This window comes from Streptomyces boninensis (assembly GCF_048572725.1).
In the GTDB taxonomy this organism is placed as follows: domain Bacteria; phylum Actinomycetota; class Actinomycetes; order Streptomycetales; family Streptomycetaceae; genus Streptomyces; species Streptomyces boninensis.
This window is the reverse complement of sequence record NZ_CP183837.1, coordinates 6,497,604-6,518,226: the sequence shown is the minus strand read 5'-3', so window position 1 is coordinate 6,518,226 and position 20,623 is coordinate 6,497,604. Positions and strand designations below refer to the sequence as shown.

General features: G+C 68.9%; 25 protein-coding genes and 1 tRNA gene. 15 read left to right on the top strand and 11 right to left on the bottom strand.

From position 1 onward, the window contains the following. Positions 1-90 precede the first annotated feature (90 nt). Positions 91-951: a nuclease-related domain-containing protein gene (locus ACNNMR_RS29980; protein ID WP_419997795.1), complete on the top strand. Its 861-nt coding sequence runs from the start codon at positions 91-93 to the stop codon at positions 949-951. Between the two features lie 4 nt (positions 952-955). Here the strand turns inward: ACNNMR_RS29980 and ACNNMR_RS29975 are convergent, their stop codons facing one another. Further along, complete coding sequence (locus ACNNMR_RS29975; protein WP_419997794.1) at positions 956-1,411, bottom strand: NUDIX hydrolase; 456 nt, start codon at positions 1,409-1,411, stop codon at positions 956-958. Between the two features lie 29 nt (positions 1,412-1,440). Between ACNNMR_RS29975 and ACNNMR_RS29970 the strand changes: the two genes are divergently transcribed. From ACNNMR_RS29970 to ACNNMR_RS29905, 14 genes are all read left to right on the top strand, one after another. Then, positions 1,441-2,217 (top strand): GntR family transcriptional regulator, encoded by a 777-nt coding sequence (locus ACNNMR_RS29970; protein ID WP_419997793.1) that lies wholly within the window; start codon positions 1,441-1,443, stop codon positions 2,215-2,217. 135 nt (positions 2,218-2,352) lie between these two features. Beyond that, entirely contained in the window at positions 2,353-2,709 is a 357-nt protein-coding gene (locus ACNNMR_RS29965) for a hypothetical protein (RefSeq protein ID WP_419997792.1), read from the top strand. A gap of 2 nt (positions 2,710-2,711) precedes the next feature. Beyond that, a complete protein-coding gene (locus tag ACNNMR_RS29960) occupies positions 2,712-4,082 on the top strand; it encodes an FtsK/SpoIIIE domain-containing protein (RefSeq protein WP_419997791.1) in 1,371 nt (456 codons plus the stop codon). An 86-nt stretch (positions 4,083-4,168) separates the two neighbouring features. Further along, positions 4,169-4,426 (top strand): hypothetical protein, encoded by a 258-nt coding sequence (locus tag ACNNMR_RS29955; protein WP_419997790.1) that lies wholly within the window; start codon positions 4,169-4,171, stop codon positions 4,424-4,426. Continuing rightward, complete coding sequence (locus ACNNMR_RS29950; RefSeq protein ID WP_419997789.1) at positions 4,423-4,632, top strand: hypothetical protein; 210 nt, start codon at positions 4,423-4,425, stop codon at positions 4,630-4,632. The genes ACNNMR_RS29955 and ACNNMR_RS29950 overlap by 4 nt, the downstream gene beginning before the upstream one ends. Before the next feature lie 14 nt (positions 4,633-4,646). Beyond that, positions 4,647-5,267 carry a DUF2637 domain-containing protein gene (locus ACNNMR_RS29945; RefSeq protein WP_419997788.1) on the top strand — a complete coding sequence of 207 codons (621 nt, stop codon included), beginning with the start codon at positions 4,647-4,649 and terminating at the stop codon, positions 5,265-5,267. A gap of 16 nt (positions 5,268-5,283) precedes the next feature. After that, a complete protein-coding gene (locus ACNNMR_RS29940; protein WP_419997787.1) occupies positions 5,284-5,481 on the top strand; it encodes a mobile element transfer protein in 198 nt (65 codons plus the stop codon). Between the two features lie 14 nt (positions 5,482-5,495). Then, a complete protein-coding gene (locus tag ACNNMR_RS29935) occupies positions 5,496-5,678 on the top strand; it encodes a hypothetical protein (RefSeq protein ID WP_419997786.1) in 183 nt (60 codons plus the stop codon). Positions 5,679-5,696: 18 nt separating this feature from the next. After that, on the top strand, positions 5,697-6,044 hold the full coding sequence (locus ACNNMR_RS29930) for a SpdD-like protein (RefSeq protein ID WP_419997785.1): 348 nt from the start codon (positions 5,697-5,699) through the stop codon (positions 6,042-6,044). Positions 6,045-6,313: 269 nt separating this feature from the next. Then, the gene (locus ACNNMR_RS29925; protein ID WP_419997784.1) at positions 6,314-7,777 is read left to right on the top strand and encodes a DNA cytosine methyltransferase; all 1,464 of its coding nucleotides are present in this window, start codon (positions 6,314-6,316) and stop codon (positions 7,775-7,777) included. Beyond that, positions 7,777-9,177 (top strand): replication initiator protein RepSA, encoded by a 1,401-nt coding sequence (repSA, locus tag ACNNMR_RS29920; RefSeq protein WP_419997783.1) that lies wholly within the window; start codon positions 7,777-7,779, stop codon positions 9,175-9,177. Before ACNNMR_RS29925 ends, repSA begins: the two co-directional genes overlap by 1 nt. A gap of 11 nt (positions 9,178-9,188) precedes the next feature. Beyond that, positions 9,189-9,362: a helix-turn-helix transcriptional regulator gene (locus tag ACNNMR_RS29915; RefSeq protein ID WP_420000531.1), complete on the top strand. Its 174-nt coding sequence runs from the start codon at positions 9,189-9,191 to the stop codon at positions 9,360-9,362. Beyond that, positions 9,359-10,732 carry a tyrosine-type recombinase/integrase gene (locus ACNNMR_RS29910; protein WP_419997782.1) on the top strand — a complete coding sequence of 458 codons (1,374 nt, stop codon included), beginning with the start codon at positions 9,359-9,361 and terminating at the stop codon, positions 10,730-10,732. Before ACNNMR_RS29915 ends, ACNNMR_RS29910 begins: the two co-directional genes overlap by 4 nt. Positions 10,733-11,076: 344 nt before the next feature. After that, positions 11,077-12,294, top strand: coding sequence for an IS481 family transposase (locus tag ACNNMR_RS29905; protein WP_419996392.1), 1,218 nt, complete (start codon positions 11,077-11,079; stop codon positions 12,292-12,294). A gap of 67 nt (positions 12,295-12,361) precedes the next feature. Here ACNNMR_RS29905 and ACNNMR_RS29900 read toward each other — a convergent pair. The 10 genes from ACNNMR_RS29900 to ACNNMR_RS29855 all read right to left on the bottom strand — a co-directional run bounded on the left by ACNNMR_RS29900 (position 12,362) and on the right by ACNNMR_RS29855 (position 20,536). Next, a tRNA-Arg gene (locus ACNNMR_RS29900) sits at positions 12,362-12,433 on the bottom strand. Between the two features lie 65 nt (positions 12,434-12,498). Beyond that, positions 12,499-12,915 (bottom strand): DUF1992 domain-containing protein, encoded by a 417-nt coding sequence (locus ACNNMR_RS29895; RefSeq protein WP_419997781.1) that lies wholly within the window; start codon positions 12,913-12,915, stop codon positions 12,499-12,501. Continuing rightward, positions 12,912-14,018, bottom strand: coding sequence for a glycosyltransferase family 2 protein (locus ACNNMR_RS29890; protein WP_419997780.1), 1,107 nt, complete (start codon positions 14,016-14,018; stop codon positions 12,912-12,914). The genes ACNNMR_RS29895 and ACNNMR_RS29890 overlap by 4 nt, the downstream gene beginning before the upstream one ends. Positions 14,019-14,246: 228 nt before the next feature. Continuing rightward, positions 14,247-15,551, bottom strand: coding sequence for an epoxide hydrolase family protein (locus tag ACNNMR_RS29885; RefSeq protein ID WP_419997779.1), 1,305 nt, complete (start codon positions 15,549-15,551; stop codon positions 14,247-14,249). 112 nt (positions 15,552-15,663) lie between these two features. Beyond that, positions 15,664-16,584 (bottom strand): DUF5937 family protein, encoded by a 921-nt coding sequence (locus tag ACNNMR_RS29880; protein WP_419997778.1) that lies wholly within the window; start codon positions 16,582-16,584, stop codon positions 15,664-15,666. A 117-nt stretch (positions 16,585-16,701) separates the two neighbouring features. Next, positions 16,702-17,622 carry an endonuclease/exonuclease/phosphatase family protein gene (locus ACNNMR_RS29875; RefSeq protein ID WP_419997777.1) on the bottom strand — a complete coding sequence of 307 codons (921 nt, stop codon included), beginning with the start codon at positions 17,620-17,622 and terminating at the stop codon, positions 16,702-16,704. Positions 17,623-17,746: 124 nt separating this feature from the next. After that, on the bottom strand, positions 17,747-18,196 hold the full coding sequence (locus ACNNMR_RS29870) for a VOC family protein (RefSeq protein ID WP_419997776.1): 450 nt from the start codon (positions 18,194-18,196) through the stop codon (positions 17,747-17,749). Positions 18,197-18,259: 63 nt separating this feature from the next. Continuing rightward, positions 18,260-19,474: a DUF4032 domain-containing protein gene (locus ACNNMR_RS29865; protein ID WP_419997775.1), complete on the bottom strand. Its 1,215-nt coding sequence runs from the start codon at positions 19,472-19,474 to the stop codon at positions 18,260-18,262. Continuing rightward, complete coding sequence (locus ACNNMR_RS29860) at positions 19,467-19,991, bottom strand: MaoC family dehydratase (RefSeq protein WP_419997774.1); 525 nt, start codon at positions 19,989-19,991, stop codon at positions 19,467-19,469. The genes ACNNMR_RS29865 and ACNNMR_RS29860 overlap by 8 nt, the downstream gene beginning before the upstream one ends. A gap of 80 nt (positions 19,992-20,071) precedes the next feature. Further along, on the bottom strand, positions 20,072-20,536 hold the full coding sequence (locus tag ACNNMR_RS29855; RefSeq protein WP_419997773.1) for a hypothetical protein: 465 nt from the start codon (positions 20,534-20,536) through the stop codon (positions 20,072-20,074). Positions 20,537-20,623: the final 87 nt, after the last annotated feature.

Below are 20,623 nucleotides of genomic sequence, written 5' to 3'. Positions count from 1 at the left end.
GTAGGGAAAGTTTGACCGCATCGCGTCCTTGTGGGCGTCACCGGGCGCTGCTCCCATGGCTGAAGAGCACGCAGGAGCCTGGGGGTTGGCGTGAGCGACTTACGAGTATCGGTGTGGAAGCGGTACGGGCATGACCGGGTGTATGTGAACCTGGCCGATGGCTCCAAGGTGGCTTGGCTGGACCGGAAGAGCGGTCAGATCACCGTGGTCCAGGAGGCTTATCGCGCCGCGGTCATCGAGGCCTTCGCCCCCTACGTTGAGACGCAGTCGACGGCGACACGGGCGACGCGGCCGTCGGTATCCACCGCGCGTCCTCCTGGCCCAACAGCTCCTCCGGTACCTCCGGAGCATGACTTGGCTACCAACGCACCCGGTGCGGCGCTGCGTGCACGGTTGAACACATCCTCGTTGGGATCGCGGGTGCTGGCTCGTCTTCTCCGCCGACCTCTGGCCGATGAGTCGTGGCTCAAGGGCATCAAGGGCGAGCAGATCGTCGGTGCCGAGTTGGCCCGCTTCACCTCGCGTGGCTGGCGTGTGCTGCACTCCATCCCGTTGGGCAGCGAAACGGACATCGATCACGTGTTGATCGGCCCTGGCGGGGTGCTGTGTGTGAACACCAAGTACCACCGGATGGCGAAGATCTGGGTCGGCGATAACGCCGTGAAGGTCTGGGGCAAGTTCCACCCCTACGTGGCCGCGTCCCGCAACGAAGCCAAGAAGGCCAGCGCAGCTCTCACCAAGGCGTGCGGCGTTCCGGTCGCCGTCAGTCCCGTGCTCGTCTTCGTCAAGGCAGCGAGCGTAACCGTGGTGCCCACGCTCACCGACGTCCGCGTCATACGCCGCCATCGCGACTTCGCCGGCGCGCTGCCGACCGCGGACCTCCTCGCGCCGGATGCGGTGGACCGAATCTACGCCGCAGCTCGCGACCCCCGGACGTGGAGCTCCGCTTGAGTGGTCAGCGCGATGGCAGTAGCTTCCTGCCGTCGTGGTTGCGCACGTACGGCCCGTCATCCTCCAACGCGTCCAGCAGGCGTACCGCGTAGACCTCGCCCATGCGCTCGCGGACCTCCTCCGGCGTCAGCCACGTGACCGCGGTGGACTCGGCCGACGTGCGCTCCACTCCCCCGGACGGCTTGCAGCGGAAGACCAGGGCCACGATGCCGCGGGTCATGTTCTTGTACACGCCGGTGAGGCGGTCCACCTCTACGTGGATGCCGGTTTCCTCGTGGACCTCGCGGCGTACGCCGTCTTCCGGTGCCTCGTCGACTTCGAGTACGCCGCCCGGCAGTTCCCAGGTCCCGTTGTCCGCGCGTTGGATGGCCAGCAGGCGGCCGTCTTCGCGGACGACCGCGCCGGCGACGGACACCGAGTGGAGCGGCGTTGACCGGTCGTGGCGGGTGCTGTTACTCATGTAGAGGAGCTTAGGAGGAAGTAAGGACTATGGGAAACAGCGGGCGGGGAACGAGCACGCCGCGGTACCTGCAGATCGCGGAGGACCTTGCCCGTGAGATCGAGGCGGGGATCCTGGCACCGGGCGATCCGGTGTACAGCGAGAGCAAGCTGGAAGACCGCTACAAGGTCTCGGTCGGCACCGTGCGCAAGGCCATCGGGGAGCTGCGCGCTCGCGACCTGGTGGACACTCACCATGGCAGCGGCTCATTCGTGAAGAAGCGCCCCCCTGTGACCCGTAAATCCTCCGACCGGTTCCGGCGTTCGCACCGTAAGGCGGGCAAGGCCGCCTACATCGCGGAGAGCGAGCAGGCGGGCGTGCTGCCCTCGGTGAGTGTGCTGTACGTCGGGCCCGTGGATGCGCCCCCGGACATTGCGGAGCGGCTGAAGGTGGAGGCCGGCTCCAAGGTGCTCGCCCGGCGCCGGCTGTACTTCAGCGACGGCATTCCGACCGAGGAGGCCACCTCGTACCTGCCGTGGGACGTGGTCAAGGACATCCCGGAGATGTTCGAGGAGAACCCTGGCGGCGGTGGCATCTACGCCCGACTCGAAGAGCACGGGAATGATCTGCACGAGTTCGCGGAGACCGTCCGTGCGCGGCTGGCGACCAAGGCGGAGTCGGGTGCGCTGAAGCTTAGCCCCGGCTCGCCTGTGATCCACCTAGTGCGGCAGGCGGTCACCGACAGCGGGCGGGTTGTCGAGGTCTGCGACACCGTGATGGCGGCGGACAAGTTCATCCTCGACTACCGGATTCCTGCGAGGGATTGAGCTCCCACCTGCGCCAACTCGCGCGCGGCTAAAGAATCTTGCAGGACCCGTTGACTCATGTACATGAGTTGGGCATCCTCGAATCAGCACTCATATACATGAGTGTATGAGTCCCGCGATTTAGAGGAGTCCCCCATGCGTCAGATCCCCGTCGACACCCAGACCGCCATGGTGATGGTCGCCCAGACCCAGCAGCCCAAGGTCGCCAACCGGCAGACCGGCGAGATCGCCCTCGACCGTGACACCGGCGTGAAGCTGATGACCATCGACGTCACGTTCGTCGCCAACGGCGAAGCCGAGGTGCTGAGCATCGCCGTCCCGGAGACCGGCTTCACCGAGGAGCTGCAGCCCGGCACCCTGGTCACCCTCACCGGGCTCATCGCCCGCCCGTGGGAGACCGAGTTCAACGGCCAGAAGCGGCACGGGATCAGCTTCCGCGCGGTGGCCGTGACCGCCATCCAGGTCGGTGCCATGAAGAGCAAGGCGGCCTGAACATGACGTGGTTAGCCCTTGCCCTGCTCGCCCTCACCGCGCTCGCAATGCTGCTGAAGTGGCGGCGGCCGGCCTGGTACTGGGCCACCTTCGGTGCCGTCTTCGCCATCGTCCGGCTCCTGGTCAACTACGGCTCGGTTATGGACGCCTGCGGCCTGACCGTCTCCGCGTCCCGCTGGCGCATCGCGCTGGCCCGGATGTTCAAGCGGGACATGCCGCCCTCGCGGATCCCGCGCATCCGCCGGATCAAGGTGCTGCGCACCGGGCTTGTCCTGCGGATCAAGATGCGCCCCGGACAGGATGCCTTCGAGTATTCCGCCGCTTCCGACCGGCTGCGGCACTCCTTCGGGATGCAGCAGGTGACCACCCGTGAGATCCGTTCCGGGTTGATCGAGCTGGCCATGACGGGCTACGACGTGCTCAAGCGGGTGCAGATGCCCGCCCGCACGGACGCCGGCCCGTTGAAGGTCGCCGTTGCCCTCGCCGATGACGGCAGCGTCCGCTACCGCGACTACCGGGCCACCCCGCACGCCCTCACCCTCGGCGCCACCCAGTCCGGCAAGTCCGTCTACCAGCGCCGCCTGGTCAAGGAGCTCGCCCCGCAGGATGTCGCCCTGGTCGGCATCGACTGCAAACGCGGCGTGGAGCTCGCCCCGATGGCACGCCGCTTCTCCGCGCTCGCCGACAACCCCGATGATGCTCTCGGCCTGCTGGAAGCGCTCGTTGACCGCATGACTGCGATCTACGACATCATCCGCCGCGAGCAGCGCCTGAGCGCGGACATCCCGGACGCGGAGATCACCGCCGACATCTGGGGCCTGCCCGAGCACCTGCGGCCCGAGCCCATCGTAGTCACCGTCGATGAGGTGGCTGAGCTCGCGCTCTACGCCACCAAGGCGGAGGAGAAGCGCCGCGACCGCATCATCACCGCCCTGGTCCGCATCGCCCAGCTCGGCCGCGCCGCCGGCATCTACCTCGACGTCTACGGACAGCGCTTCGGCTCCGAGCTCGGCTCCGGCATCACCATGCTCCGTGCTCAGCTCTCCGGCCGTACCGCGCACCGGGTCAACGACGAAGGCTCCGCCAAGATGGCCTTCGGCGACATCAACCCCGACGCGGTGTTCGCCGCCATCCAGATCCCGACCGAGATGCCCGGTATCGCGATCACCGCCGACGCCTCCGGCGTCTGGTCCCGCATCCGCACTCCGCACACCACGCTGCGGCAGGCCGTGAACGCCTGCAACCGCCACGCCGACCGCGCCCCGGCCATCCCAGAGCTTGCCCGCTGGCGCCCCGCGCTCCCGGCCCCGGCCCCGGCACGTGTCTCGCTGCTCAAGCGCGCGGCCCCGGACGACCTCGCCGACGCGGCGTGACTCACCCCGCACCGATCGGCTGGCGTGACCGCCTCACGCCACGTCCCTACCCGCCCCATGCCGAAAACACGAAAGGAAGTCCCGCCATGCCTACGTCCACGATCTTCCACGCCGCCGCCGACGCCCGCGTCTGGTGCCACGAGTACGACACCGAACGAGGCCCGATCCTCGCCCTGCACACCGAGCGCTCAGGCGTATCGATCTGCAGCGCGGAGACCGTGTCCATCGCCGATCAGCTCGCCTTCGCCCGCGAGCTTGCAGTCGGCGCGACTGCCTACCTGTCCGCCATGGAGCACTACGCCGCCGCCCTCCCGGCCAAGCCCGACGGCGCGAAGGCCGCGTGATCGCCATGTGCCACGCCTGCTACGAGGACTTCAACCGCACCGTGACCTTCCTCAACGACCTCGCGATGTACGCGGAATGCCCCGGCGCCGACGCCGAATTCGTCGACATCACGTCATACGCCCTCGCCTCCTCGCTGCCCTTCGACCGCGATCCGGAGACCGACGAGGACCCGTACGACGGGCCCGAGAACCACACCGACACCTGAAAGGAGAAGCGACCATGCGCGCCTCGCCACGAATCGACGCCGTGCTCGTCCAGGCAGTCATCGCCGGAGCACTGTCCTTCGCGCACCTGCACGACATCGCCGAAGCGGCCGGACAGCACGGCTGGAAGGCCTGGGCCTACCCGGTCAGCGTCGACCTGCTGCTCGTCGCGGCCTGGCGACGCCTGCGCACCCTGCGCGAGACCGGCGACCCGACCGCCGGCGCCTGGCTGTGGTTCACCGTCGCACTGACGGCATCGCTCGGCGCCAACGTCGCCACCGCAGGCCTGCTCGACCTCGACCAGGTACCGGCCTGGCTACGCATCCTCGTGGCCGGCTGGCCCGCCCTCGCCTTCCTCGGCGGCACCCTCCTTGCCCACGCACCCGCCGGCCATGAGCCCGAGGAAACGGCGGCGCCGCTCCCCGCGCCCGTGGTCGAACGCGTCGATCCGACAGACACCCCGGCACCTGAGCTGCTGGCCGCTCCGCCGGTCCCGCCAGCGCTCCTCGACCACGCCCGCCAACTCGCCAACGCCCATCGCGCCCGCACCGGCGACGCGATCGACACCGACACCCTGCGTGCCCGCCTGGGCGTGCCCGCCCCGATGGCCGACGCCATCGCTACCCAACTCGTCTGAAAGGAGCACCACCGCCATGCCCAAGCCCTTCGTCTTCCGCCTCCTGGAGCGCACCGGCCCGGTCTCGGTCGGCAACGTCTGGGGCGAATCCGGAGTGACCGGATACATCGCCGTCTGCAACGCGCCTAGCTGCGGGTGGTCAGCCGAGTACTCCGGATACGCCGCCGCCTGCATCGCCGCCCGCAACCACCGCTGCCGCGTGCGCACGAACTGAGAGGAGATCCCGCCATGTCCGTACCGCTGTGGTTCGCCCTCACCGTGATCGCCGTCCTCGGCGTCAAGCTCGCCCGGCCTCCGCTGTGGCTCGTGATCGTGCTCCTGCTCGGCGGCTTCCTCCTCGCCGACAGCTTCCTCGCCCCCGCCATCGACTCCGGCACCCGTGACGGTGTCGGCGTGATCAACGGCAAGTAACCCGAAAGGAGATCAACGATGTTCCGCCCCAAGTACCCCACCGCCCCGGTTCCGACCAGCGTGGCCTACCCGCCTGCCGTGGTCACCCCGACCGCCATCGAGCAGCAGCGCGCGGCCGGCTGCGGCTGCCAGAACACCGCGCCTCCGCAGCACTACGGCGTCCCCACACCTGGATCCCGGATCTCCGCAGGCCGTGTAGCCGCCTACGTGGCTGGTGGGACCACGGTCCTCCTGGTCGTCGGCGCCGTGTTGGTCTCGATGCTCATCGCCGTCGCGATCTCCGCCTGCGCCGTGACCGGTTGCCTGCTGGTCCTGCGCTCGATGTTCACCAACCCGCCGCGCGACACCGCGCGGCACCACCGCTGATCGGCCCCCGGGATGGCCTCAACCGCCAAGTATCCGCCGTCCCGGTGGGCTCGACCCCTTCCAAACACGTCGAAAGGAATGCCCATCATGCCTGCCCAGGCCACTCACCTGGAAAATGTCTGCCCGAACTGCGACGGATTTCCCGTAGTCGCCGTAGACTCCGGCCTCCGCAACCCGGACGGCACTCGCCAGACACTCAACGTGGTGTGCCCCGGATGCGAAGGCGCCGGAAAGCTCCTCCGACCGCTCCTTGCGAAGGTCGGTGCACCGTGCTGACCTTCACCGATCTCTTCTGCGGCGCCGGCGGCTCCTCCACCGGCCTCGTCGCAGCCGGATACGAGCTGAAGCTCGCCGCGAACCACTGGCAGATCGCCGTCGACACGCACGCCGCGAACCACCCGAGCGCCGATCACCTTTGCCAGGACATCAACAACTACGACATGCGCCGCCTGCCGCGCACGGACATCCTGTGGGCCTCTCCCATCTGCCAGGAATCCTCCCCGGCCGGCGGCCGCAAGCGACGGCCCAAGGGACAGCTCGCCCTCGACCTCGGTGACGAGTACGAGATCACCGACGACGCGTGGGAGCGCACCCGCGCCACCGCCTACGACGTCATCCGGGCCACCGAGATCCACCGCTACGCGGTGGTCATGTGCGAGAACGTCCTCGAATTCGCCACCGACTGGGAGCTGTTCGACTGGTGGCGGCAAGGGATGCATCTGCTCGGCTATCGCTCCCAGGTCGTCTCCGTCTCCTCTGCCCACATCGGCGGACAGGGCAACCCATGCGCGCCGCAGTGGCGGGATCGCATCTACGTCGTCTTCACTCGCGACGGCATCCCGCTCCCGGACCTGAAGCCGCGTCCGCCGGCCTGGTGCCCGATCTGTGGCACGGACGTGGATGCGGTGCAGTCCTGGCGCAACGGCAAGCGCATGGGCAAGTACGGCCAGCAATACGACTACCGCTGCCCCAACACGGCCTGCCGTCACGCCCTGGTGGAGCCGTACGTCCGCCCCGCCGCCGACATCATCGACTGGACCAACCTCGGCGTGCGCATCGCCGACCGCGCCCAGCGCGGGCTACGCCCCCTGGTGCCCAACACCCTCAAGCGCATCCGTGCCGGACTGGAACTTCTCGGCGAACGCCGCATGGTCTTAACGGTCAATCACTCAGGGCATGACGGCCGCGCTGTGCCCGCCGACACCGCGCCGCTGGCGTCCCGCACCGTGAAGATCGGCGATGCGGTGCTCGTGCCTGGCGGCGGTAGCTGGAACACCGACCCGTCCACCACGGGCGAGCCGATGCGCACGCGGATGGCGAACCCGAAGAACTTCGAGGCGCTGTGCATCCCGCCCGAGGCGGCCGAGTCGTTCATCGTCACCCTGCGCCAGCACGCCACCGCCCGCCCCGTGTCCACACCGGTGGACACCGTCACCGGTCAGGGACGGCATCACTGGCTGGTCATCCCCTACCGCAACGCGAAGGCCAAGACCGCCGGCGAGCCGATGCACACCCTCGGCACGAAGGACTCTGCCTTCCTGCTCGGGCCCGCTCCGGCAGTCGAGGACTGCCACTACCGGATGATCCAGCCGCGCGAGCACCTGCTCGCCCAGCGCTTCCCCGCCGACTATGTGGTGCATGGGACCAAGGGTGATCAAACCATGCAGGCGGGCAATGCCGTTTCCTGCAACGTCGCCCAGTGGCTCGGCGAGCGAGTCAAGGCGGTGCTGTGATGAACGCGCTCATGACCGCTGGCGAACTTGGTGGGCTCGCCCCCGCCACCCTGCAGGACATCCTCTGGACCGCCCGCGATCCGAAGTTCGACCGCTGGCGCGAGCAGATCGAACACACCGGAGGCTGCACCGATCCGATCCATCTGCAGGGCTGGACCGTCACCAAGGACAAGACGACCGGGAAGATTCTGCACGAGTACACCACCGAGCACGAACCCGGCGGCCGGCTGCGGATCGCCTGCGGCAACCGTCGCGCTTCCCGCTGTGCGCCCTGCGCCTGGCTCTATGCCGGAGACACCTATCACCTGATCCGCGCCGGACTGTCGGGCGACCCGGCCAAAGGCGTCACCGAGGCAGTCCGCGACCACCCGCGCGTCTTCCTCACCCTCACCGCGCCCTCGTTCGGCGCGGTCCACAACCAGCCTGACCACGACCGCTGTGCCTGCGGCACTCGCCACAGTGCCGACGCCGCTCGGCTCGGCACACCGCTCGATCCCGAGACGTACGACTACGCCGGCGCTGTCCTCTTCAACAACCACGCCGGCCAGCTCTGGCACCGGTTCGCGAACCGACTCCGTCGCGAGATCGCAGCCCGAGCACACCTCTCGCAGCGAGCCCTGGCCGATCAACTGCGGCTCTCGTACGGCAAGGTCGCGGAGTTCCAGCGCCGTGGCGCGGTCCATTTCCACGCCGTCATCCGCCTTGACGGCCCCGACGGACCAGACAGCCCACCGCCGGCCTGGGCCACCACCGAGCTGCTGACCGACGCCATCGTCGCTGCCCTCGCGCACGAGTACAGCGCCGTCACGATCCCTTCCATGGCTGGGGAGCCGGAACGGGTCCTGCGCTGGGGCCGTGTCCACGACGTCCGCCCCATCCGCGCCTTCGAAGGCGGCACAGCCATCACCGAGGGCGCCATCGCCGCGTACGTCGCGAAGTACGCCACCAAGGCAGCCGAGACCACTGGGACCGTTGACCGGCCCATCGGCAACCTCGAAGCTCTCGACCTGCTCGCCCTTCCCGACCACCCTCGGCGGCTGATCGAGTCTTGCCACCGCCTCGATTCGCTCTATCCGGAACGGCGGCTCTGGGCCTGGGCTCACATGCTCGGATTCCGCGGCCACTTCTCCACGAAGTCCCGCCGCTACTCGACCACTCTTACCGAGCTCCGGCAGGCACGCGTCGACCACCGCGCCGCTGAACACCGCGATGCCCTCGGCCTGGACGAACTGGAGCCCGACACCGTGCTCGTCCTGGCCCACTGGACCTACGCCGGCCATGGCCACACCCCCGGCGAATCCGCCCTCGCCGCGGGCATCGCCCGCGACCTCCAGCTCAATCGCGAAACCGCCCGTGAAGCCCTGCAAGAACAACAGCGCCAGGAAGGAGCGCTGACGTGAAGGACGAGCTCATGACCGTGCCGCAGATCCTTACCGAGCTCGGGGACGTCTCGCGCCGCACCTTCTACCGGTGGCGTGAGCTGGGCAATGGGCCGTCCGCCTTCAAGCTCCCGAACGGCGAGTTGCGCGTGTGGCGCAGCGACTTCGTCGCATGGCTTCGGCAGCTGGAGGAGACCGCGGCATGAAGTCCCTCGACGTGCGCATCTGGGGAGTACGGAAGCGTCCCACGAAGAAGATCTCCTACGACGTGCGCTGGTCCGTCGCCGGTGAGGTGTTCTCCGAAACCTTCCGCACGAAAGGGCTCGCAGATCACTTCCGCTCACGGTTGCTGCGGGCGGCCAAGGAAGGCGAGGAGTTCGACACCGAAACAGGGCTGCCGGCCTCCATGTCGGCGACAGTGATCTCTACGAGCTGGTACGCCTTCGCACAGAGGTACCTGGCCATGAAGTGGCCGTACGCCGCCCCCAAGTCGCGGGACTCGATGAACGAATCGTTGACCGTGGTGACCATGGCCATGCTCGATGAGCGTTCTGCGCGCCCCTCCGACACGGCCATGCGGGCGGCGCTCCGGAACTGGGCCTTCGTCTTACCTGGTCCCACCGACAGGGAGCTCCCCGTCGACATCGGAAACACGCTGGCCTGGGTGAGCAAGGCATCTCGTCCGCTTTCGGATCTGCAGGACTCTGCGCTGATGCGCTCGCTTCTCGACGCACTCAAGCTCAAACTGGACGGGACGCCGGCAGCTGCCGAGACCGTACGCAGGAAGCGTAACGTCCTCGTCAACGCGCTGAACTACGCCGTCGACCTGGGAGAGTTCAAAGAGAACCCCGTTGCCGCGGTCCGCTGGCAGCGCCCTAAAGTCGCTAAAGAGGTGGACCCGCGCGTAGTCGCCAACCCTGAGCAGGCCAGATCGCTGCTCCACGCCGTCTCCTACGTCGGCGGATACAAGCGGGCCAAGGGGCGTCGCCTCGTCGGCTTCTTCGCCTGCATGTACTTCGGTGCCTTCCGGCCGGCCGAAGCGATCGGCCTGACAGAACAAGATCTGAAGCTGCCAGAGAACGGCTGGGGCACGGCACACCTCCACCGGACGCGACCACAGGCCGGTAAGAAGTGGACCGGCACGGGCAAGACTCACGACGACCGCGGGCTCAAGAACCGAGCAGCGGAAGAAGTCCGACCCGTCCCCATCCCGCCTCAGCTCGTGCTGGTCCTCCGCGATCACCTGGACACCTTCGGCACGACCGCCGACGGCCGGCTCTTCTTCAACGAGCGCAACGGCGTCCTCGGCTCCACGGCCTACAACCGGGTCTGGCATGAGGCACGAGCACTGGCGCTACCGCCGGCCCTGGTGACATCCCCGCTCGCGCAGCGCCCGTACGACCTTCGGCACTCGGCGCTCTCGACCTGGCTCAACGCCGGAGTGGACGCCACCGAGGTCGCCCAGCGCGCAGGCAACAGCGTCGAGGTACTCCTCAGCCGCTACGCCAAGTGCATCGCCGGCCGCGAAGAGCTCGCGAACCGTCGCATCGAGGAGCTCTTGCGCGAGTACGAGTGATCAGTACGGCCCCCGCGCTACCCTGCAAAGGTCCCTGGACACGTCCGAGGGCCTTCGCCGTTTTCGGCGCCCGACCTGGGAAAACGCCCCCAAGATCCTGTCCACGAATAGTCCACAACCACCGACATTCAGTGGCTCACGGTGGCATTCGCTTGCACACGCAACAAGGCCCCGTGCTCAGCATTGCTGCTGGTCACAGGGCCTTTTGGCACCTCATGAAGGGTGCCCCCGGCAGTGTCCTGGTTCAACACATCCCGGACGGATGTCTCGGGTGATGGCGGACGGCTGTCTCGGGTGATGGCGTACTGGTCCGCCGGGGTGTCGTGCGAGGCCAGCGTGCGGGGATGTCCCGCATCCGTTTGATGATCACTGCGGTGGTGGTCGAGAAGCGTCCGGTGGCCGCCGTCGCGGCCGACTACGGGGTTTCCCGGTCCTGGCTGTATGAGCTGCTGGCCCGGTACCGCGCCGAGGGCGAGGCGGCCTTCGAGCCACGCTCACGGCGTCCGCATACCCAGCCGCGGGCCCTGGCCGCCGAGGCGGTCGACCTCGTCGTCGAGCTGCGGCAGAAACTGAGCGCGGCCGGTCTGGATGCCGGGCCGGACACCATCGCCTGGCATCTCGCCCACCACCACGGCGTGACCGTGTCCCGGGCCACCGTGGCCCGCTACCTGAGCAAGGCCGGCCTGGTCGTGCCCGAGCCGGCCAAGCGCCCGAGGTCGTCCTACCTGCGCTTCGAAGCCGCGCAGCCGAACGAATGCTGGCAGGCCGACTTCACCCACTACCCGCTCGCCCTCCCAGGCGGCCGCCCGGGCGCCGGGGCCGAGATCCTCACCTGGCTGGACGACTGCTCCCGCTACGCGCTCAACGTCACCGCGCACGCCCGGGTCACCGGCCCGATCGTCCTGGCCGCCTTCCGCCACACCATGGCCGAACACGGCCACCCCGCCTCGACCTTGACCGACAACGGCATGGTCTTCACCACCCGCTACTCCGGCCGCGGACAGACCCCCACCCGCGGCCGCAACGGCCTCGAACACGAACTGCGCCGCCTGGGCATAACCCAGAAGAACTCCCGCCCGAACCACCCCACCACCTGCGGCAAAGTCGAACGCTTCCAGCAGACCATGAAGAACTGGCTCCGCGCCCAGCCCGACCAGCCGGCCACCACCACCCAGCTGCAAACCCTGCTCGACCGCTTCGTCCACACCTACAACCACCACCGGCCGCACCGATCGCTACCGCGCCGAGCCACCCCGGCCACGATCTACACCAGCCGGCCCAAGGCCACCCCCGGCGACCGCACCGACGACACCCACGACCGCGTCCGCCGCGACCGCGTCGACAAGGCCGGAAAGATCACCCTGCGCCACGGCGGCCGGCTCTACTCCATCGGCATCGGCCGAACCCACACCGGAACCCGCGTCCTCGCCCTCGTCCAGGACCTCGACATCCGCATCATCGACGCCGCCACCGGCGAGCTCCTGCGCGAACTCGCCCTCGACCCCACCAAGCGCTACCAGGGCACCGGCCAACCACCCGGCCCCACCCGCAAAGACCCCTAAAACGCCAAACAGCCGAACCCGCATCTCGCGGGTTCGGCCGTCCACGATGCCCTGAGACATCACAGGGTGCCCCCGGCAGGATTCGAACCTGCGCACACGGCTCCGGAGGCCGTTGCTCTATCCCCTGAGCTACGGGGGCGGGCGTCGCCAGTGGGTGGCGACGGGTAGAACCTTATCAGGTGTGGTGGGGTGGCTGTGAACTGGTTATTTGGGGGTGGGGGGAGGTTGGTGTGAGGCGCGCCACTCCTTGGCTACGTGGTCTGTGTCGAACGGGGTGATGTTGAGGGGTGGGCCCTCCAGGGGGTGGCGGAGGGCCTCGCGGATGCGGGTGTTGATTGCCTCGATGAGCTGGCGTGCTTCCTGCTCCGTGGGGGCCTTGCGGGCCGCCTTCAGGGCGTCCTGGGCTTCCTTGCGCAGGGCCAGAGTGGGGGGTGTGTAGGAGAGGTTTTCTCGCTCCAGCTTCTGGCGGAGCCACCACATCTCGTCGTAGGGCTCGTTCTCGCCGGTGAGGGGCTTGCCCTTGCCTGGGAGGTTGGCGAACTCGCCGCGTTCCTCCGCCTCGCGGATCTGGCGGTCGACCCAGGATTCAAAGCTGACGCCCGGCGGTTTGCGTTCCGTCATGTGGTCATTGTCGCCTCGCGGGGTGGGCGCTGGGGGCTGTCTGGGCGGCCCTTTTCGTACGTCGTCAGGCCGGGGGTTACGCCCAGTGGGACCAGGAGGAGCTCCGTCAGTACGGCGCGCCAGGCGTAGTAGAGGTTCACCGCCTTGTTTGCGTAGACGCAGGGGAGGTTGAGGAGGATCTGGGGCAGGGGGAGTTTGCGGCGGTGGGCTGCATAGATGAGGGGTGGGGTCGTCAGGAGGAGCTCCGTGGCTGACCAGGTCGTGAGGGTTAGGGGGAGCGGGGTGTCTGTCGTCCAGGCTGCGATGAAGGGGGCCGCCCACCAGGCCGGGGCCGTCACGATCTCCAGCAGCGACAGCAGGACCCAGATCGCCAGTATTGGTTTATGGCGGATCAGGGATCGGGCGTGGATGCGGATGTTCTGGCAGAAGCCCGCCATCCAGCGGTTTAGCTGTTTGCGCAGGTAGAGGAGGGTTTCAGGGTCTGCGGCCCAGGCCGTTGCGGATGATACGTACAGTGCCTTGCGGCCTGCGATTTGTTGCGTCCACGTGTAGTCCATGTCCTCGACGATCGTGCGCTCCGGGAAGCCGCCGGCCGCCGCCAGGTCCGTGCGGCGGAAGATCGAGCAGCAGCCGGAGCAGACCATCGGGCTGCCCGCCGCCTGCTGGATGGGGCGGTGCCAGTGGAAGCCGAAGAGGTACTCCGTCGAGCGGCCCCGCTCCCACAGCGTGCGGGTGTGGCGCGTCTGGACGTTGCCCGCGGCCACCGTGACCCCGGGGTCGTCGAAGGCGGGGGCCACCCGCTCGATGTAGTCCGGGGCCAGGACGGTGTCCGCGTCCACCGCCAGGATCAGGTCCGTCGTGCAGTGCGGCAGGGCGTGGTTCTGGGCCTTGGCCTTGCTGCCCAGGTTCGCTGGTGGGCGCAGGACCCGGACGCGGGCGCCGTACGAGCGCGCCACCTCCCCCGTGCGGTCCGTCGAGGCGTCGTCGATGACGATCACCTCGTCGGGGCGGATGGTCTGGCTCAGTACCGAATCGAGCGTGGCCGGCAGGCCCTCCTCTTCGTTGTGCGCCGGAATGATGACCGTGACAGTGCTGCGCCGCATAGCCTGCTCCCCCAGACGACGAGCCCGACGCCGCCGTAGACGAGCGTGCTGAAGCCGATGAACGGCAGTCCCCCGTGCATCCGTTGCTCCCTCCCTCGGGCAGATTCGTGAATCTCGCGGTTCTTGGTACTTGGTTCTCGGTTCCTGCTTCGGATGCGACGAACGTAGGCCCGGCGCGGACCTCCCCGCACCGGGCTGTGGATTACCGCCGGGTTGTGCACAACTCCGTCACCGCAACAGCCGCGCGAACGCCCGCACCTCCCCCGCAAAGACCCCCGGCTGCTCAAACGCCGCGAAGTGGCCCCCGCGATCCACCTTGCTGAAGTAGACGAGCTGCGACTGGTAAACCCGCTCAGCCCACACCTTCGGCGTCGGCACGATCTCGTGCGGGAAGACGGTGAAGCCGACCGGGACCTTGAAGTCACCAGGCGTCGCCGCGGTCCGCGCGTCCTCCCAGTACAGACGCGCCGACGACGCGGCGGTCGCCGGCAGCCAGTACAGCATGATGGCGTCGAGTATCCGGTCGACGCCAAGGAGTTGTTCGGGGTTGCCGCCGCTGTCGGTCCACTCCAGAAACTTCTCGAAGATCCACGCAGCCTGACCGGCCGGGGAGTCCGTCAGGCCGTAGCCGACCGTCTGGGGACGGGTGGACTGCTCGTACACGAACCCGGCGCCGTCGTCGAAGAACCGCTGAAGCTTCGCCTGTGCTGCCTTCTCCTCCTCCGTCGGCGGATCGCCGACCGGCGGCTGGAACACCGGGAAGAAGTTGAGATGGACCCCGGCGAGCCCCGCAGGCCCCTGCTTCGCCATCTCGTGCGTGACACTGGCGCCGAAGTCGCCGCCCTGGGCCAGCCAGCGGCGGTAGCCGAGGCGCGACATCAGCTGTCCCCAGGCGGCGGCGATCCGCGGGACCTTCCACCCGGTGTCCGCCGGCCGGTCGGAGAAGCCGAAGCCGGGCATCGAGGGGACGACCACATGGAACGCGTCCGCCGCGTTGCCGCCGTGCGCCGTGGGATTGGTCAGCGGCCCGATCACGTCGAGGAACTCCACCACCGAGCCGGGCCAGCCATGAGTGAGGATCAGCGGCATGGCGCCCGCGTGCTTCGAGCGTACGTGCAGGAAGTGGATGCCCAGACCGTCGATCCGGGTACGGAACTGGCCGAAGCCGTTCAGCCGCGCTTCCACCCGGCGCCAGTCGTAGTCGGAGCGCCAGTGCTCGACCAGGCCGCGGACCCGGGCCAGCGGCGCGCCCTGCGATCCGTCCGCGACGGTCTCCCGCTCCGGGAACCGCGTCGCCGCCAGCCGCTGCCGCAGGTCACGCAGCGCGCTGTCCGGCGCCGAGAGGCGAAAGGGTGTCACGTCGGTGGTCGCCGGCGGCAGCGGCACCCCGGACTCCGCGTACGCCGGCGAGGCGGTGGCGGTCGCCCATCCGAGCGGTGCCGCCGCGGCAGCACCGGCCGCACCGACGCCAACCGCGGCGGTCTTACGCAGGACGCTGCGCCGCGTGAGGGTATGACTGGGTTCGGTCCGCACGATTCTCCTCCTGGAGTGGCCGTCGATGCGGACTTCAAGGTGACAAGGCGGCCGGGCCGGGGCCAACGATTCCATGGTGCTGGAATCCACGCCGGCGGCGGCGTACCACCGCTTACGCCAGGTGCGGACGGTCTGCCTCGCCCGCCGGCTCTCCCCCCGCCACCAGCCCGTCCGCCAACGGCGTACGCCGGTACAGCACCCTCCGCCCCGACCGCCAGGACGCCACCAGCCCACTCCGGCGGAGCACCGACAGATGGAAACTCACCGACGGCGGACTCTGCTTCAGCTCACCCGCGAGCTCGGTCGTGGACATCGGCAGCGCCAGCTGGCTGAGGATCGCCGCGCGGCTGTGTCCCAGCAGCGAGCTCAACGCGTCCTCGGGGCAGGGATGACCGGAGCCGGACTCCCACAGCGTGCCGGCCCCGCGGCACGCGTACACGATCGTCGCCGGGACATCCGGGCTCTTGTCGACCATGAGCTTCGGCCACGCGAACACCGACGGGATCAGCATCAGCCCATCACCGTCCAGGTCGTGGTCCGCGGAATACCGGGGCTTGGCGATCCGCAGAAACTCTCCCCGCACGCTGACCTCGGGGTGCAGATTCGACAGCAGCGCGTCGACCCCTCCACCCGTGAGCCGGCCCGCCCGATGGGCCACATCGCCCTCCAGGACCGCCCGCAGCCGCGACCAGTGAGGCTCGATCGCCACGACCCAGTACGCCCACAACGTATCCGCCAACCGCCGCGCCCCGGCAGGCCCTTCGGCGATCAGCGCACGCGCCGGCGCCGGCATCGGATCGCGCCCCCAGACCGCCTCCAGGTCCGCACGGATGCGCCCGGCATCCGCCTCGGCGACCATGCCGAGCTGCGCGTCGATCGTGCCTGCCCGCCCGGCCGCGGAGAACAGGAAGTCCGCCACATACGCCCGCGCCGGCACCACCGCCCCCAGCAGCGCCATGTCCACACCACGCAGGCTTTCGCGGGTCGCCGCCCACCACGGCTGATGCAGCGGCGACACCGTGCGCGAAGACACCTGGTACAGACTCTGCAGCACTTCCGCGAGCGGCGAGTAACCGAACCGGGTCCGCGCCACATCGGCAACACCCATCCGAAACCGGATCACACGAGCGATATTAAGCCGTTTCGGACGTCACAGCTCCAGCACCGCCTGCACCGGCAAGTGGTCGCTCGGGAACTGGCCACCCTCCGCATACGTGTTGATCTCCGAATAGCTGCAGCTCACCCCGGGCGTCGCCAGGATCCAGTCGATCCGGTCGCCGTCCGGTACCAGGCCCTTGTAGCCGTGGAAGGTGCCGTACAGCTTGCTCCGCTTCGCCGCCTCGTCCCACGTGTCCAGGAGGCCGCCTGCCTGCAGCATCGTGTCGTAGACCGGGTTCTTGTGTGCGGCCACGTTGAAGTCGCCGGTCACCACCCGCGGCAGCGAGGCGTCCAGGTCGGCGAAGCGGCTGGTGATCAGCTCGGCGGAGCGTTCTCTGGCCGGCTGGCTCTGGTGGTCGAGGTGGGTGTTGATGAAGTAGAAGTCGGATCCCCGCGAGCGGTCGTGGAAGCGGATCCACGTGACCATGCGGACGATCTCGTTGCCCCATGACTTCGAGGCGATCGTGTACGGGGTGTCCGACAGCCAGTAATGGTCGTACTCGACCGGCTCCAGCCGCCCCGTGTCGTAGAAGACCGCCATGAACTCGTCCTTGCTGCCGCCCATCCGCCCCGTGCCGAGCCAGTCGTAGCGGGCGCCGAGGTCGGTGTGGATGTCGCGCAGTTGCGCGTACAGGCCCTCCTGGGTGCCGAGCACGTGCGGGCGCTCCTCGCGGAGGAGGCTGCGCATCACCGGGCGGCGCTCTGGCCAGGAGTTGGGCGGGGTGTCAGAGGCGTAGCGTAGGTTGAACGACATCGTTTTCAGCTGCTTGCCGCCGGCGCTGCCACCCGAGGGAGCGGCAGTGGCGCCGGGGGCGTTCGCCAGGGGCAGCGCGAGCGCCGAGGCCGCGGCGGCGCCGAGCAGACTGCGGCGCGAGCGCGTGCGCCGGGCCGGGGGCGTGGCGGGGTCAGTCATCTGGCGGCTCCAGGAGTCGAGTTGACGTTGCTCTGGAGAGTGTCAGACGCCAAGGTGTGGCGGAAGTGACCGGCGGGACGCGTACGGGCGAACAGCCCGCCGGCCGACGGCAAGGACGACAGCCTCAGCCCGCTGCATCCTGCGGATACCACCGCAGCTCCACCACGTTCCCGTCCGGGTCCTTCACGTAGATCGACTGCGCGTCGCCGCGCGCCCCGAAGCGGCCCACCGGGCCCTCCAGCACCTCAAAGGCGCCCGAGTCGATGACCTGCTGCCAGTCCAGCGGCTCCACGACCAGGCAGATGTGGTCCACGTTCGACTCCGTGCGCGGGCGGCTGAAGAAGTCGATGATCGTCGCCGCGTTGATACGGGCCGACGGAAACGGCACCTTGCCCGCCCGCCACTCCTCCACCCGGACCGGCTCCAGGCCCATCGTCCCGCAGTAGAAGTCCAGCGCCCGTTCGACGTCAGCCACATTCAGCACCAGGTGGTCGAAGTCCTTGATCCGGACCACCGCGCCCTGCCCCTGCGCACCCAGCCCGTGCGCACCCTGCCCCTGCGTTTCCCCACCCATCACACCTTCTCCTCACGGCTCAACTCGTCTGTCCCCACTACAGACCCCACCCTCACCCCAAACTCATCGCGCCCCCAGAACCGACCGCACATAATCCCCCGCAGCCGCCTCCATCCCCACATCCCGATCCGCCACCTCCGACATGTACCACCGATGCTCCAGCAGCTCGTGATACACCTGCGACGGCTCCATCCCCTTCCGCGACTCCAGCGGCACCAGCCGCACCGTCGGCCGGAAGACATCCCGCACCCACCGGTGCGCCAGCACCTCGGGCCGCGCCCCCAGCGGGTCATCCGGCGCGTAGTCGTCCTGGGTCGCCATCCACGTCTCCAGGTCGTTGAGGAGGCTGCGCGCCTGGTTCTCCTCCGCGTCCAGGCCGGTCAACCGGAGCAGTTGGCGCTGGTGGTGGCCGGCGTCGACGACCTTGGGGAGGAAGGAGACCTTGTCGCCTTCCGGCGAGCGCTGGATCTGCATCTCGGCCACGTCGAAGCCGAGGTCGTTCAGGCGGCGTACGCGGCGGTCGATGTAGTGGCGCTTCTCGACCGGGTACACCGACGTCCGGGTCAGCTCGTGCCACAGCTCGCCGTAGCGCGTGACGATCTCCTCGCCCGAGCGGATCGGGTCCACCGACGGGTGCAGCGAGCCGCCCGCCTCCAGGTCGAGGAGCTCGCCCGCGATGTTCATACGGGCGACCTCCAGGTCGTACTCCCGCTGGCCGCGCGACAGCTGCGGCCGCAGCGAACCCGTCTCCGCGTCCACCAGATACGCCGCATACGCCCCCGCGTCCCGCCGGAACAACGTATTCGACAGCGAGCAGTCCCCCCACGCGAACCCCGCCAGATGCAGCCGCACCAGCAGCACCGCGAGCGCGTCCAGCAGCCGCCGGATGGTCGAAGGCCGCATCGTCGTCTCGAACATCGCCCGGTACGGCATCGACCCCTGCAGCAGCTGCGTGACCAGCACCGGCTCCAGATCCGCGGTCCCCGCCGCATCCGTACGCCCCGTGACCACGGCCACCGGGTCGACGGACGGCACCCCCAGCCGGTCCAGGTCCCGCAGCAGCTCGTACTCGCGCACCGCCGCCCACTCGCCGATCTCCTTCACCGCGTAGACCTCGCCGCCGGCGCGGGCGAAGCGGACGACGTGGCGGGAGATGCCGCGGGGGAGGTTGACGAGGTGTTCGTCCGGCCAGTCCTCCAGGGGGAGTTGCCAGGGCAGGTCGAGGAGGGAGGCCGGGCAGCCGGCGGCGCTGGCGGTTATCTGGAGCTCTTTAGGCATCGGAGTTCTCCGACGGGAGCGACCGGCCCAGGCGCGTGCGGCGCAGCAGCAGATTTACGGCGGTCACGTCCATCACCACCTCATCGTCCTGGTTCAGCACCTCGCTGTGGATCTTCGCGATGCCTCGGTCCGGCTTCGACTGCGACGTACGGGCCTCCAGGATCTCCACCCGCAGCCGCAGCGTGTCCCCCGGCCGTACGGGCTGCCGCCAGCGCAGCTGGTCGACGCCGGGGCTGCCGAGGCTGGAGACGTCGGAGAGGAAGTGCTCGGCGTACAGCCGCATGAAGAGCGCCGAGGTGTGCCAGCCGCTCGCGATCAGCCCGCCGTACGGGCCGTCCGCCGCCGCGGCCGGGTCGGTGTGGAAGACCTGCGGGTCATAGCGCCGGGCGAACTCGAGGATGTCCTCCTCGGTGACCTTGACGCTGCCGAACTCGTAGACGGTGCCCGGCTCGTAGTCCTCGAAGTAGCGGTCGTCCTTGGGGGCCGGGAAGGCACGGCGCACCGGTGCAGTAGACATGCCAACGAGCCTGCCACACCGCCCGCCACGCCCGCCGCCGAGCGGGCGGGCGGACGGACCATGCGCCTGCCGCGGAGCCGTCACACCCGGCCCGCGGCACCCACCCCCACCGTCGCCGCCACCGCCGCGACCACCCGCAGACCGGGATCGGGGCCGGGGCGCTCCCCTGTGCCGCCCCGGCCCTCACCCCCTTCCGCGGGCGGGCTCCCGGAACCGCGGTCTCCTGGCCCCCTTCCCGCCTGCCGCCCCTCCTCCGCTATCTGCGCCAGCGCCGCCTCCCGGAGCGCCATACGCGCGGCGACCGTCCCGCCGCTGAGCGTCTCCCAGTACGGATGGATGGAGATCTCGATCGACAGGTCGCGGAACCGCTTCCGCAACGCCATCTCCTGCCGTGCCGTATCCGGCGTCCAGCCCCGGCCCGTACGGTGCTCGACCCCCTCCGCGTCCGTCCACGGGCGCAGCGGAAGCTCGTCCAACTGCCGCTCCAGGGCGAACCATTCCTTCTTCGCCCGCAGCAGCTCCTCGGGAAACTCGTAGTCGCTCACAGCTCACCATCATACGTGTGTTCGATTTTCGAGTGCGAGCGAATCACCGAACACGCCGCCACTTTCGCGATGAGCCGCGGGCCTCGC

Excerpts from the sequence above, each read along its gene's own strand:
- ACNNMR_RS29865 (WP_419997775.1), bottom strand. The coding sequence starts at position 19,474 with ATGCCTAAAGAGCTCCAGATAACCGCCAGCGCCGCCGGCTGCCCGGCC.
- ACNNMR_RS29910 (WP_419997782.1), top strand. The coding sequence starts at position 9,359 with ATGAAGTCCCTCGACGTGCGCATCTGGGGAGTACGGAAGCGTCCCACG.
- ACNNMR_RS29905 (WP_419996392.1), top strand. The coding sequence starts at position 11,077 with ATGTCCCGCATCCGTTTGATGATCACTGCGGTGGTGGTCGAGAAGCGT.
- ACNNMR_RS29960 (WP_419997791.1), top strand. The coding sequence starts at position 2,712 with ATGACGTGGTTAGCCCTTGCCCTGCTCGCCCTCACCGCGCTCGCAATG.
- ACNNMR_RS29935 (WP_419997786.1), top strand. The coding sequence starts at position 5,496 with ATGTCCGTACCGCTGTGGTTCGCCCTCACCGTGATCGCCGTCCTCGGC.
- ACNNMR_RS29975 (WP_419997794.1), bottom strand. The coding sequence starts at position 1,411 with ATGAGTAACAGCACCCGCCACGACCGGTCAACGCCGCTCCACTCGGTG.
- ACNNMR_RS29965 (WP_419997792.1), top strand. The coding sequence starts at position 2,353 with ATGCGTCAGATCCCCGTCGACACCCAGACCGCCATGGTGATGGTCGCC.
- ACNNMR_RS29970 (WP_419997793.1), top strand. The coding sequence starts at position 1,441 with ATGGGAAACAGCGGGCGGGGAACGAGCACGCCGCGGTACCTGCAGATC.
- ACNNMR_RS29890 (WP_419997780.1), bottom strand. The coding sequence starts at position 14,018 with ATGCGGCGCAGCACTGTCACGGTCATCATTCCGGCGCACAACGAAGAG.
- ACNNMR_RS29940 (WP_419997787.1), top strand. The coding sequence starts at position 5,284 with ATGCCCAAGCCCTTCGTCTTCCGCCTCCTGGAGCGCACCGGCCCGGTC.
- ACNNMR_RS29930 (WP_419997785.1), top strand. The coding sequence starts at position 5,697 with ATGTTCCGCCCCAAGTACCCCACCGCCCCGGTTCCGACCAGCGTGGCC.
- ACNNMR_RS29955 (WP_419997790.1), top strand. The coding sequence starts at position 4,169 with ATGCCTACGTCCACGATCTTCCACGCCGCCGCCGACGCCCGCGTCTGG.
- ACNNMR_RS29915 (WP_420000531.1), top strand. The coding sequence starts at position 9,189 with ATGACCGTGCCGCAGATCCTTACCGAGCTCGGGGACGTCTCGCGCCGC.
- ACNNMR_RS29875 (WP_419997777.1), bottom strand. The coding sequence starts at position 17,622 with ATGACTGACCCCGCCACGCCCCCGGCCCGGCGCACGCGCTCGCGCCGC.
- ACNNMR_RS29945 (WP_419997788.1), top strand. The coding sequence starts at position 4,647 with ATGCGCGCCTCGCCACGAATCGACGCCGTGCTCGTCCAGGCAGTCATC.
- repSA (WP_419997783.1), top strand. The coding sequence starts at position 7,777 with ATGAACGCGCTCATGACCGCTGGCGAACTTGGTGGGCTCGCCCCCGCC.
- ACNNMR_RS29860 (WP_419997774.1), bottom strand. The coding sequence starts at position 19,991 with ATGTCTACTGCACCGGTGCGCCGTGCCTTCCCGGCCCCCAAGGACGAC.
- ACNNMR_RS29870 (WP_419997776.1), bottom strand. The coding sequence starts at position 18,196 with ATGGGTGGGGAAACGCAGGGGCAGGGTGCGCACGGGCTGGGTGCGCAG.
- ACNNMR_RS29895 (WP_419997781.1), bottom strand. The coding sequence starts at position 12,915 with ATGACGGAACGCAAACCGCCGGGCGTCAGCTTTGAATCCTGGGTCGAC.